The organism is Paenibacillus humicus NBRC 102415 (genome assembly GCF_004000905.1).
Taxonomy (GTDB): domain Bacteria; phylum Bacillota; class Bacilli; order Paenibacillales; family Paenibacillaceae; genus Paenibacillus_O; species Paenibacillus_O humicus.
Map to the genome: position 1 here is coordinate 1 of NZ_BIMD01000045.1, position 14446 is coordinate 14446.

The 14446-nt window shown below is 59.2% G+C and carries 15 protein-coding genes; 2 read left to right on the top strand and 13 right to left on the bottom strand.

Annotated features, from left to right (window positions below; translation table 11 throughout):
- Window positions 1-141: 141 nt before the first annotated feature.
- The 6 genes from PHU01S_RS20670 to PHU01S_RS20690 form a co-directional block, all read right to left on the bottom strand.
- Window positions 142-1404: a glycosyltransferase family 2 protein gene (locus PHU01S_RS20670; RefSeq protein ID WP_049867280.1), complete on the bottom strand. Its 1263-nt coding sequence runs from the start codon at window positions 1402-1404 to the stop codon at window positions 142-144.
- 4 nt (window positions 1405-1408) lie between these two features.
- Window positions 1409-2755 carry a hypothetical protein gene (locus PHU01S_RS20675; RefSeq protein WP_127509655.1) on the bottom strand — a complete coding sequence of 449 codons (1347 nt, stop codon included), beginning with the start codon at window positions 2753-2755 and terminating at the stop codon, window positions 1409-1411.
- The gene (locus tag PHU01S_RS20680; RefSeq protein ID WP_164763140.1) at window positions 2745-3587 is read right to left on the bottom strand and encodes a GGDEF domain-containing protein; all 843 of its coding nucleotides are present in this window, start codon (window positions 3585-3587) and stop codon (window positions 2745-2747) included. The genes PHU01S_RS20675 and PHU01S_RS20680 overlap by 11 nt, the downstream gene beginning before the upstream one ends.
- Window positions 3557-5047 carry a glycan biosynthesis hexose transferase WsfD gene (gene wsfD / locus PHU01S_RS25930; protein ID WP_164763141.1) on the bottom strand — a complete coding sequence of 497 codons (1491 nt, stop codon included), beginning with the start codon at window positions 5045-5047 and terminating at the stop codon, window positions 3557-3559. The genes PHU01S_RS20680 and wsfD overlap by 31 nt, the downstream gene beginning before the upstream one ends.
- A 286-nt stretch (window positions 5048-5333) precedes the next feature.
- On the bottom strand, window positions 5334-5834 hold the full coding sequence (locus PHU01S_RS20685; protein WP_127509661.1) for a GrpB family protein: 501 nt from the start codon (window positions 5832-5834) through the stop codon (window positions 5334-5336).
- Window positions 5835-5846: 12 nt separating this feature from the next.
- Window positions 5847-6323, bottom strand: a complete 477-nt coding sequence (locus tag PHU01S_RS20690) for a Fur family transcriptional regulator (protein WP_048749542.1) — start codon at window positions 6321-6323, stop codon at window positions 5847-5849.
- Window positions 6324-6493: 170 nt separating this feature from the next.
- On the opposite strand from PHU01S_RS20690, the gene PHU01S_RS20695 reads away from it, so the two are divergent.
- Complete coding sequence (locus PHU01S_RS20695; protein ID WP_218032481.1) at window positions 6494-7519, top strand: CobW family GTP-binding protein; 1026 nt, start codon at window positions 6494-6496, stop codon at window positions 7517-7519.
- A gap of 186 nt (window positions 7520-7705) precedes the next feature.
- Here the strand turns inward: PHU01S_RS20695 and PHU01S_RS20700 are convergent, their stop codons facing one another.
- The 6 genes from PHU01S_RS20700 to PHU01S_RS25935 form a co-directional block, all read right to left on the bottom strand.
- Entirely contained in the window at window positions 7706-8956 is a 1251-nt protein-coding gene (locus tag PHU01S_RS20700; RefSeq protein WP_083436637.1) for a GTP-binding protein, read from the bottom strand.
- Between the two features lie 117 nt (window positions 8957-9073).
- On the bottom strand, window positions 9074-10048 hold the full coding sequence (locus tag PHU01S_RS20705) for a metal ABC transporter substrate-binding protein (protein WP_127509668.1): 975 nt from the start codon (window positions 10046-10048) through the stop codon (window positions 9074-9076).
- A gap of 27 nt (window positions 10049-10075) precedes the next feature.
- Complete coding sequence (locus tag PHU01S_RS20710) at window positions 10076-10972, bottom strand: metal ABC transporter permease (RefSeq protein ID WP_127509671.1); 897 nt, start codon at window positions 10970-10972, stop codon at window positions 10076-10078.
- Window positions 10918-11625, bottom strand: coding sequence for a metal ABC transporter ATP-binding protein (locus PHU01S_RS20715; protein WP_048749550.1), 708 nt, complete (start codon window positions 11623-11625; stop codon window positions 10918-10920). The genes PHU01S_RS20710 and PHU01S_RS20715 overlap by 55 nt, the downstream gene beginning before the upstream one ends.
- Before the next feature lie 273 nt (window positions 11626-11898).
- A complete protein-coding gene (locus tag PHU01S_RS20720; protein WP_048749552.1) occupies window positions 11899-12348 on the bottom strand; it encodes a Fur family transcriptional regulator in 450 nt (149 codons plus the stop codon).
- A gap of 170 nt (window positions 12349-12518) precedes the next feature.
- Window positions 12519-12683, bottom strand: a complete 165-nt coding sequence (locus PHU01S_RS25935; RefSeq protein WP_218032482.1) for a hypothetical protein — start codon at window positions 12681-12683, stop codon at window positions 12519-12521.
- 143 nt (window positions 12684-12826) lie between these two features.
- Here PHU01S_RS25935 and PHU01S_RS20725 point away from each other — a divergent pair, with 143 nt between their 5' ends.
- Entirely contained in the window at window positions 12827-13099 is a 273-nt protein-coding gene (locus PHU01S_RS20725; protein ID WP_021880206.1) for a DUF3784 domain-containing protein, read from the top strand.
- Window positions 13100-13173: 74 nt separating this feature from the next.
- Here the strand turns inward: PHU01S_RS20725 and odhB are convergent, their stop codons facing one another.
- Window positions 13174-14442 (bottom strand): 2-oxoglutarate dehydrogenase complex dihydrolipoyllysine-residue succinyltransferase, encoded by a 1269-nt coding sequence (gene odhB / locus PHU01S_RS20730; RefSeq protein ID WP_127509675.1) that lies wholly within the window; start codon window positions 14440-14442, stop codon window positions 13174-13176.
- Window positions 14443-14446: the final 4 nt, after the last annotated feature.

A 14446-nucleotide genomic window follows, 5' to 3' on the forward strand; every position in this document is an offset into this window, starting at 1 on the left:
CGCCGGCTGGGCGGCGGACGAAGTCCCTGCCGCGTTGGCCGCCGGCACCGCTCCGGCGCTGCCCGCGCCGGGAAATGACGCAAGCAGGATGGATGCAAGCAACAAGGCGGCGATCGCTTTTATCTGCATTTCATTATCCTCCTAGAATCGTTCCGTTTTGTACCATCTGGCTTCCTTGCGCAGCACAGCGTCGCGGACGTACTGGTAAAATCCGATCACCGCCACGACGAGCCACAGCTGGCAGTAGGTGAAGTACATGACGGCGATGAGTCCGATGTTGCGCGGCCGGCTCTGTCCTTTCTCCATGCTGAGCGCGATCGCCATCTCCAGGATGAAGACCAGATAAGCCATGAACCAGAGAAGCACCGTATTTCCGGCTACATTGTATTCGATCAGCCCCATCATCCCGAGGATGAAAATGACGTCGGACAGCAGAGCCGAGCTCAGGAACAGGAAATAAACCGTGCAGAAATAAAGGAGATCGAACCGGATCCGGCGCGAATCGCGGGAAAAGAGAAGGCCCAGGTTTTTGAGCAGCACGTAGATGTTGCCTTTCACCCAGCGGCTGCGCTGCTTGATCCATACCGGGACCGTCTCCGGCTCCTGCTCCCAGGTCACCGACAGCGGCATGTACTGAATCCGGTAGCCGAGCCGGTAGATCCGGAAGCTGATCTCGGTGTCCTCCGCGATCGCTCTCGTATCCCATCCTCCCATCTCTTCGATGATGGAGCGCCGCACGACGAAGTTCGTTCCCGGTATCGTGCTCAGTCCGAACAGCTGCCATCTACCCGCCTGCACCATCCATTGGAATCCGAGCGTCTCGATGTTGATGAAGCGGGTAAGCCAATTTTTGGACACGTTGCGGGTGCGGAATTTGCCGATGACGGCACCGAGCCGCTTATCCCGCTCCAGAGCGTGGACCAGAATTTTGAGCGCGGAGCGCTCCGGCGTATTGTCCGCGTCATATACGGCCAGAACCTCGCCGGCGCTGGCGAGATATCCGTTGTTGAGCGCTCCCGATTTTCCTTTCCCTCCGGTGACGGCATCGGTCGTCAGCACGCGCAGATTCACCTCGGGATGGTCGGCCTGCAATTGCGCCAGAATCTCTCCGGTACGGTCCGAGGAGTTGTCGTTCACAACGATGATTTCCAGCCTGTCCCGGGGATAATCCAGCTGGATGAGAGCCGATACGGTCTGGCCGATTACCCGTTCTTCGTTATGGGCGGGAATCAGCACCGATACCGAAGGATAGCTCTGCAGCGGCTCATCCACCCGCATCCTCAGCGTCTTGAGGTAATAAATATAACCGCCGATCGTGAGTACGATATTGATGAGCAGCATGACCCAGATGCAGATCATGCAGTACAGGAAAAGATAGTCGACAACGCCAAGCTGCCCGTTCATGGTCTCACCTCAAAAACTTTCTGCGGTTGATCTGCCTGCCGACGACGAAAAAGGTGGCGAACGCCGCGGCGACGAGGATGGAAACGACAAGCAGCACGACCATGGCCGATTGGATGCTTTTGTTCACCAGCGTGAGCGACGTTTCGGCTTCCGGCTGGGCAGGGTCAGCCGGTTCGCCGCCGGGAGGAACATGCTCGGCGGGGAGATTGCCGTCGATCAGCAGCCTCCCTCCGGTCCGCTGGACGTCGCGGTCCCATTGAATCCGGCCGTCTACGAGGGATGCCTCGGCAAATACGGTGCCGCCGCTGGCCGCTTCCTCCAGCATCGAGGACATCGCTGCAGGATCGGCGCCGGCTTCAAGCCCGATGACGCGGGAAGCCGCCGCGGGCAGCTCCCCTTCGGAAGCGGCCGGCTCCAGCCCTTCCCGATAGGGAAGATAGATTCCGTCCCAGGCCTCCTCCGGGCCGATATCGCGGGAATACCCTTGCCAGGCTCCATCCTCCACGAATAGGCCGGTACGCCGAAGGATCGGCTTCCAGGACGGATCGAACAGCAGATCCAGCGGCCCGCTCATCCCGGCGATGTAAATTCCTTGCTGCGCGTAGGCATCCCACGCCTGCTTCATAAGCCGTTCGGGCTCCAATGAATCCGTCACTCCCGCGACCATGGAGCCTTCCACGTAGGACTGCCACTCATCCGGAGGCGACCAGCCCTTGAGCGGGGCGAGCAGCGGAATGCCGCCTCGTTCCAGCAGGCTTCTGACCTCGGCGAAATAAGCTTTTATTCCTTCCGATTCCGCGTTCACGAATACGGGACGAAGCTCCACGAAAAAGGAGATGTTCCTCTCCTGCAGCCACTCCCCTTTGCGCTCCAGCTCATTGAGATCCAGAAAGGGATTGACATCCTTCAGCATGAAATAGGAAAGGCCTGTCGTCGTGTCCCGGATACCCGGCTTCGGCACCCCAGGCTCCCTCGGTTCGTCCAGCGTTTCCAGGCCGATGCCTTCTTCAGCGAAACGTCTGCGCCAGGCGGAGGCGGCCGTCTCTGCCTGCTCGCCGATCACGTAAGCTTTCGCCAAGCCGGCCCGCTCACCCGGCATCTCGGTACCGGCCAGCTGAAGCGCGACGGAGTCGTGAATCGACTTCAGCATCCGGTACTGGGCCATGAGCCTGTCTCTAGGAACATCGTTCCCGTAGAGCAGCATGACCTTGTCCGGACGCTCCGAGGCCGAGGGAACGGAATGGCTGCTGCCGTTGCCCGCAATGGTCAGCGCGAAGGCCGGAGCGGCGATCCATGCGCCGGCTATAAGCCCTGCTGCCAGCAGGGCGAGCAGCCGAGTCCTACACATCATATTCCATGTCCTTCTCCGCGATGCGCCGCAGCATGATGGCGTCCTGGTTCTGCTCGGAATCGTATTCCGCTACCCCTATTCTCAGCTCAAGCCGGACAGAGACGGTTTTGGCCGACCGCTCCAGCTCGTAGGAGTAGATCGTATCCTTGATTCTCCGATTCACGATCTGGGCGCCGTCGGCATTGCCCAGCAGCAGCAGCGCGAACGTTCTTCCGTCCTCCAGCATATAGGCGGAGTCCTCCGTTCGGGTGCTGTTGACCAGCTGCTTGCCGATCCAGCGGACGACGTCGCCCATCGCTTCGTTGCCGACGATGCTCCGGATATCGTCGTAATAATCAAGCCGGACGAGCATCACCGACAAGGGAAGCTTGTAGCGTCTGGACAGGCCCATATACTGCTGCAGGACGGTGTGGAACACCTTGGCGTTGTCCAAGCCCGTCTTCTCGTCGATCGTCACGTATTCCGAATAGCGTTCCCGCAGGCGACCGTTCTCCCTCTGGATGGAACGGATGGACTGCCCCGCGGACGCCGTCATGATCGCGGCAGCCGGCAGCAGCACCAGCCAGTAGTAGACATGGGATTCGATTCCGCTTCCAAGGACGACGGCCCCGTACATGACATAGCTGCCGTAGAAGAAAATAGCGATGGCCGATACGCACAGAGCGACGACCAGGCTGCTCACATAGGAGACAAGCACGATCGCGAACAGCACGCTCATCAGAATGGCGTTTTCCAGATAGGTTTCCTTTGGCAGCAGAGCGAACCAGTTGACGATTCCGTACGCCAGGATGATGAGCGCCATCATCCAGATATCGAGTTTCTTGATTTCCACCGATGCATTCCTGCCTTCCATCGAATAGTCAGCCAACCGGCCAAGCGGCTGACCGCATGCACGAGCATGACGCCGAACATGAGATCGAAACAGACGTTGAACAAAAAGAGATGCTTGGCGAGGTCCGCATCTCCCGCCCCGAGAAAGGCGATCGCAAGCTGCGACAAGCCGATGACGCCGGGTAGCGCCATGACTTCCAGGCGGAACATGTCCGCATGGCGACGCCGCCGCCATGCGCGGGCGTAATAGAAGGCCAGCCCGCCGTAATAGACGCCGTAATAAAGCAGAATGAAGCGGAATCCGTCCGGGAACAGCGACTTTTTCAGCGAGCTCCAGCCGGAGAAGAAGGCGGTCTTGGCCCCATAAGGCTTGCCGGCGCTTTTCTCGTAGTTGCCCATCGCATCCGGACGGATGGAGTAGGCCTGGGAGGCGGCCATGTCCAGCTTTTCGAAAGCGCGGTCCGCATGGCGGAGATAATAGCCGATAATCGTTCCGTATCCGAACTTCGAGTAGAACTCTTTTTCCATCAGCGGAGATTCGACCGGTTCAAGCTGATATTTGTCATAGTAGGTCGTCCCTGCAAGAACCGCGAACTTGGGGTCCAGGCCGAGCTCCTTCAGGTCGCGTTCCGGATTCAGGGAGCCTTCCAGTATTCCGCGGGTGACGGCATGGTACTGGTTGATATGCTTGATATCGTCCGTCATGAACAGATAGACGCCCACGGACGCGGCCGCGATTGCGGCCGTTCCGGCGAGCGCGGCACGCCGCCATTTGCCCTTGTCCATCCGAAAGGAAAGTCTTAGCCCCATCAAGGCAAACAGAATTCCGGCCGGGGCGTTCTGCTGCTTCGCTGCGGCGAACAGTACCGCGCATGCTGCCCAAGCGATGAACCACGCCGTCCATCCCGCCTTGCGCTCCGGCATCCTCATCATCAGCACCAGCGACAGAAGGAGAAAAATATAGGAGGCCGGCTCGCCGTAGAAGGAATTGAAATAGACCGTATAGCCGGTATCGGCCAGAATGAAAGCCGCGGCAGCCGCGGCAAATGCCGCCATGCCCGGCTTCAGCCTGCTCGCCGCTTCCTTTACGATCAAATACACCGCGGCCAGGAACAGGACGGAATACAAAGCTGCAAGAAACCGAAGGTCGAATCGGTTGTCCCCCGTTATCGCGAGATCGATGCCGAGCGCGGCCCGAATCATCAGCGACAGCGAGGAGACGAAGCGGGAATTCGGGTCGTAAGGGTATTCCCGAATGCCGAACTCGCGGTTGAAATAGCCGAAATGCCGGTCCTCGAAGCTGTCCGTCAAATAATAAAGCCCCGGATTATGGATTTCCCGGAAGTAGTCTCCGTTGTCCGCCATGCCCGCGTAAGGCTTGGTGAAGAGAAGGACGATCAGCAGCATCCCGACCGCAGCGGCCGCGGCCGCTGCGGCTCCCGGTTTTGGAATTTTTCTCATGCCTGTCCACCCTTCATGGAGCCATTTCATCCCGGTCATGAAGAACTTGCTGAAATGCGTCTCTCTGTAACACGTTATGTATACATACCCGGTTCACTAGTAGCCTTATCTTATTTCTTTTAATAGAATTCGACAATAATCTACATTTTTCTAGTTTTGTCCTTACGGAAACGATTCTCCGCACCCTTTAATGCCGCGGGACGAAAAAAAAAGCCCCTATTAAAGGGGCCTCGTTTACTTCCTCACATTGTCATCGAGCTCGGTCCGGATTGGCCATATGCCAGTCCTAATCCAGCTCTTTGAACGCCTCCGTCGTCATCAGCCGCTCGAAGAATGCATTCTTCTCCGCCCGGTACTCGTCCATGCCGCAGCCATCGTATCTCCGTTTCAGGGAATCATATTCCTGTAGATACGACTCGTTCCTGGCCAGAACCTCCCTGAACTTCCAGAAAAAATCGGTCTCCGAGCCTGCCACGGTGAGCTGGATGCCGAGCGGCGGCACGGCGCCGTCGTCCTTGAATGCCCTGAAGTGCTCCGTGCTGGAGCTGCCTTCGTTACGCTCATAAAGGGAAGAGAGCATCACGACGGCTTCCGCGAAGCGGTCGGCCCGCACGCGTACTTGAATGTCCAGGTCGCCTTTGGTCAGTCCCCGGGGAAGGGAGGTGCTGCCTACATGCTGGATATCCGCCTCCGGAAGAACGGCGAGCAGCTTGGCTTTCTCCGCCAGGAACAACGACTCCGCAGCCTCCCTGAAGGCGCTGCTGTCCTGAAACCGGACCTCCTCCATCCTATCGTCCTTTCACGAAACGGCTTTGCGCCGGCAGCTCTTTCTGCCGCAGTGCATGTAGGTGCCGGTGAAATCCAGCCTGTGATCGGTCACGGCAAAGCCGTATTCCTTGGCCACTCTGGCTTCCAGCTCAGCGAGCCAGTCGTCCTGGATCTCCTTGACGAGGCCGCATCGGCTGCAGATGAGATGATGATGCATATGCGCCTGGCCCGACGCCCGAAGATCATAGCGGACAACACCGTCGCCGAAATGCATCTTCTCCACGACGGCGAGCTCGCTCAGCAGCTCCAGCGTCCGATAGACCGTCGCAAGGCCGATTTCCGGATGCAGCTTTTTGACTTTCAAATAGATGTCTTCTGCGCTGAGATGGTCGCTTTCGTTCCCGATCAGCACTTCCAGCGTCGCCCGCCTTTGCGGGGTCAGCCTGTACCCTTTTCCGATCACCATGCTGTTGACAGCATCCATGAGCGCAATCGCATGCTGGGACATGAATCTGATCCCCCTTTGCCTGTGCTATTGTTTAGAATCATTCTTATTTGATTGTACCTCAATCGCCGAAAAAGATCAAAACGCCTCGTTCTAAGACAAGCCGGACAAGAGTACTTCTTGTAATACCCTTCGATGCGAGGTGAGCTTTCATGTCCATTCCCGTATTTATATTGACTGGATTTCTGGGCAGCGGCAAGACGACCCTGCTGCTGAACCTGCTCGTGGAGACGGAGCGGCGCGGCTTGAAGCCGGGAATACTGATGAACGAGCTCGGACGCGAGGATGTGGACGGCGCGATCGTGCAGGAGAAGATCAGCCTGCCGGTCCAAAAGCTGCTGGACGGCTGCATCTGCTGCACGAAAAGAAGCGAGGTCGAGGCAAGCCTGAAGCAGCTGGCTTCGGGAGAACCGGATCTGATCTTCATGGAATTGACGGGAGTGGCGGACCCTGCCGAGCTTGTCGCCATGTTCTCCCCGTCGAATGACGAGCTTCCTCCGGGACTTCAGCTCGAACGGGTCCTGACCGTCGTAGACGCATCCCGATTTCTGGAGCACAACAGCCGTTTCTCCGCGGAGAGGCAGCTGGTGCGCCTGCTCCGCAGCCAGGTAAGCGAGGCCGATATCGTGCTCATGAACAAATCGGATCTGGCTCCGGCCGGCGAGCTCGACAAAGTCCAGAAATCCCTGCGCAAGCTGAACGGGAAAGCGGCTCTCCTGCCGTCCGTCCGCAGTTCCATGGACGTTGCTTCGCTGCTCCACTCCGTTCATCCCCGTCCTCAGGCGCCGGATCGCCGGCTGCCGGCTGCCGGGAAGGCGATGCAGCCGGCGGGGATGCTGCAGGCTTCCCGCGCAGCGACGCTCGCTCCATTTCGAATGGCGTCCCCCGCTGGCCGTCACGGGCATTCCGAAGGGAATCCAGCGGCAGCGATCCGCTCGTTGACCCTTCCGATGCCGCCGGACACGATGCAGCTGGACGCCGAAGCCGTCGAAGCCTTCCTGTCCCGCCACGAAGCGTGTCTGCTTCGCGCCAAAGGACATCTCGTCTCCGGCGGCCGGATGCTGCTGCTGCAGTTCAGCAGCGGGAGGGCGGAGTGGAGTCCGTCCAATTATCCCGGCAAGCCTTATCTGGTGCTGATCGGCACCGATCTGCCCGAACAGAGGCTGGCCGAGGAATGGAGGTCGCTGAAGCGGTCATGAAATGAAGGAAAGGCCGGGCTGAGCAGCCCGGCCTTTCCTTCGTTCATGCGATGCGCATTGCTCGTGCAGGCTTTGCTCGCGAGGGCTTTTCCCGTGCACGCATTGCTCGTGCAGGCTCTACCCGTGCAGACTTTGACCGTGTGGGCTTTGCTCGTCCGGGCTTTGCCCGTGTGTGCTTTGCCGGGACTAGGACGCTCCCGGCAATTCATCTTCAAGCCGGCTCCAATCATCCTCCATTTCCTCATCCGTAAGCAGGCAGCCGTCCAGGGACGCGGCAATCTGATCCGCTTCGAGCCCGATTCCGATGAAGACGACCCGGTTGATCCTGTCTCCGTAGAGCGGATGCCAGTCCTGCTTCAGATCCGGCTGCTCGCTCATGAGCAAGTCCAGCTCCTCGTCCGGGAGCGCCGCTGCCCAGTATCCCATCGGCCCGAAGCTGATGGATGGTCCCGCCTGGCTGATGGACTGCGCCGTTTCCATCCGGCTCGCCAGCCACATGAAGCCTTTTGCGCGGACGATCTGCTCCGGCCAGTCCCCCATCCATTCCTCCAGCCTTCGCGGATGGAAGGGGCGCGCGCGTTCGTACACGAAGCTGGAAATGCCGTACTCGTCTGTTTCCGGAACATGGACCGGCTGCTCCAGCTCTTTCAGCCACCCCGCCGACATGCTCGCCTCTTCGAAATCGAAGCGTCCGGTATTCAACAGCTCCGATGGAGCCACCCTGCCATGCTCGGCGCGGATCAGCTTCGCCCGGGGCTGGAGACGGCGCAGCGCCGCTTCCAGCTTCGCCAGCTCCTGCTCCGGCACCAGATCGCATTTGTTCAGCACCAGCACATCGCAAAACTCGATCTGGTCGATCAGCAAGTCGGCCACATCCCGGCTGTCGCCTTCATCGACAGCCTGCTTCCTCGCCAGCAGCGAATCTCCGGAGCCGAGATCATGCCAGAACCGGCTGGCATCCACGACGGTCGCCATCGTATCCAGCCGGCAGAAGCGGGACAGGTCGATGCCCGATTCCTCGTCGGCATACGAGAACGTCTGGGCAACCGGCACCGGCTCGCCCACCCCGGTCGATTCGATCAGGATGTAATCAAAGCGGTTCTCTTGAGCGAGCCGCTCGACTTCCCGCAGCAAATCTTCGCGAAGCGTGCAGCAGATGCAGCCGTTGGACATCTCCACGAGCTTTTCGTCCACACGGGAAAGCCCTCCTCCATCCCTGATCAGGGAAGCATCGATATTGACTTCGCTGAGATCGTTGACGATGACCGCCACCCGCATTCCATCCCGGTTGGCCAGAATATGGTTCAGCAGCGTCGTCTTGCCCGACCCCAGGTATCCGCTCAGCACGGTAACCGGCAAAATCCGTCCTGGACCACTCTCCGCATTTCCTTCTACCCGCGCATAGCTGCTGCTGCCTTCAATCGTATGGGAATCCATAGTCAAAACGATCCACTCACCTTTTTGTAATTTTTACGATTTAATTAGGGAAATAAAGCCGGACGAATCCGGCAAAATAGTTATATTTACGATTATTTAACGTAAAGAAATCGGCGGTTACTCGTTCAAGGCTTTCTTCAATGCAGCCAAGTTCTTCTTCATGATGGAAATATAGTCTTCCTGCGCGGCCGTCTCTTCCTGCGTCAAGCCTTCCAGCGGATTGAGGACATCCGTGCCCGCGCCCGTCTCGGCCGCGATCGTATCGGCGATTTTGGAGTCGGCCAGCGTTTCGAAGAAAATGGTGCGGACGTTGTTGTCCTTGACGAACTTGACGACCTGAGCCATTTGCTCCGGCGAAGGCTCCTGCTCCGGCGACAATCCCGATATCGGAACCTGCTTCAAGCCGTATTCCTTGGCCAGATAAGCGAAGGCCGCATGGGACGTGATGAAGTCCTTGCGCTTGACGTCGGCTAGCTGGGATTTGAATTGTTCATCCAAGTCTTGGAGCTTGGAAGCATAAGCATCCGCGTTCTGCTTGTACTGCTCCGCATGCTCGGGATCGGCCTGGCTGAAAGCCGCTTCAATATTGCGCACTTCCTTCATCGCCAGAGCCGGGCTCAGCCACACATGGGGATCGACGGGGTGTCCATGGCTCTCTTCGGCGCTGTCGCCTTCATGATCGTGGCCTTCATGCCCTTCTTCCTCGACGCCTTCCAGCAGCTCGATGCCGCTGCTCGCTTCGACGGCAACCCGCTTGGCGCTTCCGGCGCTATCCAGCGCGCGCTCGGCCCATTCCTCTACGATGCCGTTGTAGACGAATACATCCGCATCGCTGATCTTGGACATGTCCTTTGCGCTCGGTTCCCAGTCATGCGGCTCCGTGCCGACCGGGACGAGAGCGGCGACATCGACGAGATTCCCTCCGACCTGACGGCTGAATTCCGCCATCGGATAAAAGGTGGCGACAACCTTGAGCTTGCCTTCTGCGCTGTCAGGGGAAGCGGCGTTCCCGTTCGTCTTGGCGCCGCAGCCCGCTAGAACCAGCGCCAGCGCCGCGGCTGCAGCCGTGCTTCGAATCCACTTGCTGTTCATGATGATGCATCCCTTCTTTCCGCTTGATTAATGGTTATGTGAATCCCCGCTCAGCCTTGGAATCGGGCCGTAGGTATGCATCTCCGTATCGGCAGCCGCCACATGGCTGCTTTTGGAGCGTACGAACCGGATCGCTTTCTTGAGTCCGACGCCGATTAGCAGCAGAGCGAGGAGAACCAGAGCGATCGTGCCGCCCGGAGGCAGGCTCAGCTCGTAAGAGGCCGTGAGGCCGGCAAATACGCCCGTCAGGCCGATGCCGACAGCGAGCAGAAGCGCGGCACTGAAGCGGCTGGCGATCCGGATCGCCAGCGATGCCGGCAGGACGATCAGCGAGGAGACGAGCAGCACGCCGACGACCGGCATTGCGGCGGCGACGATCATGCCTGTGAGCACGCTGAACATCATCGAGATGAGCCCGACGGGAAGGCCGCTGACGCGCGCCGTCTCCTCGTCGAAAGTCATCTGGTACAGCGGACGCCGCAGCAGGAAGAAGAACAAGCCGCCGATGACCGTTACGGCCGCCATCAGGACGAGCTGGGTCTGATCGACCGCGACAACGGATCCGAACAGATACGACGTGAAGCTTTTGCTGATGCTCTTGTTCAGGCTCATGAGGACAACCGCCGTCGAAAGCCCTCCGACCATGATGATCGCAACCGATATCTCGCTGTACGTCTTGTAGGAACGGCGAACATATTCGACCGCTACCGCCCCGACGACGGCGGTCAGGAAGCCCGACAAGGTCGGGTTCCAATTGAGGTATGCTCCTGCGGCGACACCGGCCAGAGATACATGGGAGAGCATGTCCGCCATGAGCGCCTGCCGTCTGAGCATGAGGTACACGCCCAGCACGGAGGCGATGATCGCGATCAGCCCGCCGGCACAAAATGCCCGTTGCATAAAGTCGTACTGCAGCATTTCCATCCGCCCTCCCCCTTTCTCTCCAGCTCGATGATCCGGTCCAGGTAAGGGCGGCATTCATCCAGTCCATGCGTCACCATGACGATGGTCATGCCGTGGACTTCGACCATATGGCGCATCAGCTCGTAAAATCCGGCCCGGCTTTCCTGATCCATGCCCGTCGTCGGCTCGTCCATGATGAGCAGATCCGGCCGCTGGGTCAGCGCCCTGGCGATGATGATGCGCTGCTTCTGCCCGCCCGACAGCTCGCCGATGCGGCGGCTGCGAAGCTGCCACATCCCCACCTGGCGAAGCGACTTTTCCGCCGCAGCCCGGTCCTTCTCCGTCACCTTGCGGAGCCAGGAGCCGCGGCTGTGGACGCCGGAGAGGACGAACTCCTGCACGTTGCTCGGAAAGCCTCCGTTGAAGGCGGCGATCTGCTGCGGCACGTAGCTGACGGTCAGCCTGCTGCCGTCGTCCCGTTTCCGCGCCAGCTGCACCTTGCCTTTCCACGGCTTCAGCAAGCCGAGCATGAGCTTGAGCAGCGTCGTCTTGGACGCTCCGTTCGGTCCCGTCACGGCGACAAACTCGGCGCTGTGCACCTCGAGGGAGGCGTTGTGGAGCGTCGGCACATCGCTGTATCCGAAGTCGACGTCTTTCAAGGATGCCAGAAGCATGGCCATCCCTCCTTCTATGTTCTATCGTAATTATTACATATTTGGTAGATTGCTTGCCGCCATTCCTGCCTGTCGGAAGGAATTTCAGCTTAATAGTAATCATTACACCTCGACCATTCTATCAGGGTCGGTTCTCAAAGTCAATGACCGGGGCTCCCCGTCAGAAGGCATGTCACGGAAACAAGCTGGAGCCCTGTCCGGAAAAATCCCGGCCGCCTCTCTGCAGGCCGTCATCCAGCAGCGCAGCTCCGCAAAAAAAGAACAAGCCGGCCATCAGCTCCCCGCTTGCTCCTTTTGGCAGTGCTCGCAAATGCCGTAGACTTCGAACCGGTGGTTCATGATCTTGAAGTTGCCCGGCAGCCGCATTTCCTGCTCCATCGGGCAGTAGTCGAAGGTAAGCGTCTTTTCGCAGTTCGTGCAGATCAGATGATGATGATGGTGATGGAAGCAGGCGGCCTTGAACTTAAGCCCGGCATCCATGGAATAGAACTGTTCGAGCACGCCCATCTCGCTCATGAGCCGCAAATTGCGGTACACCGTATCGAAGCTTACGCCGGGGTAAGAGACCGCCATCGCCTCGTACACATCCTTGGGAGACAAGTAGCCTTCGGTCGCAGAGAAAATATCCGCCAGCTTGCGGCGCTGATCGGTGATTCTCCATCCGCTCCTGGACATCGCGTCCAGCATCACTTTGGCTGTTCCGTTCGTCTTCGTTCCCGCCATCGCAAGTCTTCCTTTCCGCGTAACAATCATAGGATATCCCAAGTATACCATAGGAATGCCTTTCCTCGAAATCCGTCCATTCCGGGCTTTGCCTGAATGCGGCGCCCCCGTCCCCGCAAAAAAGCGGACAGGGAACCTGAAAAGTTCCCTGCCCGCCTGCGGTGCAGCCGTTACAGCTTGCCATTGCGCCCGGCCAGCTGGATGATCGATACAACCAGCGCCAGCAGCGCAATCAACGTGTCCGTGCCCATAAGTGCCGCCTCCCGAAAGACATGCTTCCGTCGGCCGGCATCCTCTCCCATGAACAAGCGGATCAAGCTTGGCTCCCCGTACAATCCTATGCGGCAGCGGCCGGAGACATTCCGATTATTCCGCAATAAAAACCATTCCCACATCCTGGAATGCCGACGTATAATATAGGATACAGCGCGCTCACCGGCCGCCTGACCCAGCTCATCAACAAGGGGATACAGCCACCATGAATGTGTATCTGCTGCTGCTCGCTCTGATCATTTATGCCGTCGCCTATTTCACCGGCGTCAGACGCACTCCATGGCTGCTCGCCGCCTTCGCGCCCGGCCGCATCCGGGACCGCGACAAGCTGTACCGGACCGTCGCCATGTACAATCTCATCGCCAGCGTCGTCGTCCTTTTTGTCGGCGTCATCAACCTTCCCGAAATGTCCTACCTCCTCGTCTGCATCGGGGCCGGGTATGTCATTCTGCTCCTGTACTGCAACCGCAAGATGTAAGGGATAACCAAGGAAGAATATAAAAAGCCCGGAGATGCCATGGCATCTCCGGGCTTGTCTGTTTATGAGCTGTATCAGCCTTCGAGAAGGAGCGATTCCGGATCTTCCAGCAGTTCCTTGACGGTCACGAGGAAGCGGACCGCTTCGGCGCCGTCCACGATACGGTGGTCGTAGGACAGGGCGATGTACATCATCGGACGGTTCTCCATGCGCTCTTCGTCGATGGCTACAGGACGGATCTGGATCTTGTGCATGCCCAGGATGCCGACCTGCGGAGCGTTCAGGATCGGAGTCGACAGCAGGGAGCCGAAGACGCCGCCGTTCGTGATCGTGAACGTGCCTCCTTGAAGATCGGAGAGAGCCAGCGTATTTTTGCGGGCTTTGCCTGCAAGCTCGGCGATCGATTTCTCGATGCCGGCGAAGCCGAGGCGGTCGGCGTCGCGCACGACCGGAACGACGAGGCCGTCCGGAGCGGCGACGGCGATGCCGATATCATAGTATTTCTTGAGAATCAGATCGTCGCCGTCGATTTCCGCATTGAGCAGCGGGTATTTCTTCAGCGCGCCGACGACAGCCTTCGTGAAGAAGGACATGAAGCCGAGGCCGACTTCGTTCTTCTCCTTGAAGGCGTCCTTGCGGCGCTTGCGCACGTCCAGAATCGCCGTCATGTCGACTTCGTTGAACGTCGTCAGCATGGCAGCCGTATGCTGGGCTTCCACCAGGCGCTTGGCGATCGTCTGGCGGCGGCGGGACATTTTCGTACGCTCGACCGGCTTGCCTGGCTGCTCCGTGAAGCTGGGCTTCGCTGGAGCGGCCGGGGCTTTGGCTGGCGCTGCCGCAGGAGCGGCAGGAGCGGAGCCGTGGTTCGCCACGTCCTGGTTGTAGATGCGGCCGTTAGGGTCCGTGCCTTTGACCTGGTTCAGGTCGATGCCGCGCTCGCGGGCAAGCTTGCGCGCGGATGGCGAGGCGATGGCGGAGCCTTCGCTGCTGGCGTTCGCAGGCGCCGGAGCCGGTGCTGCGGCCGGTGCCGGTGCGGATGCAGGCGCTACCGGCGCTTCCGTCTGGACCGGCTGCGCAGGAGCGACGGCCGGTGCGGATGCGGCCGCGCCGCCCTCTCCGATGACGCCGATCGTCTCGCCGACGAGGACGGTGTCGCCCTCGCCTTTGACGATGCTGCTCAGCACGCCGCTGGAATCGGCGCTGATTTCCAGGTTGACCTTATCGGTTTCAAGCTCCAGAAGAAGGTCGCCTTGGGCTACGGCTTCCCCTTCTTTCTTGAGCCATTTGGTGATCGTTGCTTCCGAGATGGATTCGCCTAATTCAGGCACTTTGATATCAGACACTTGC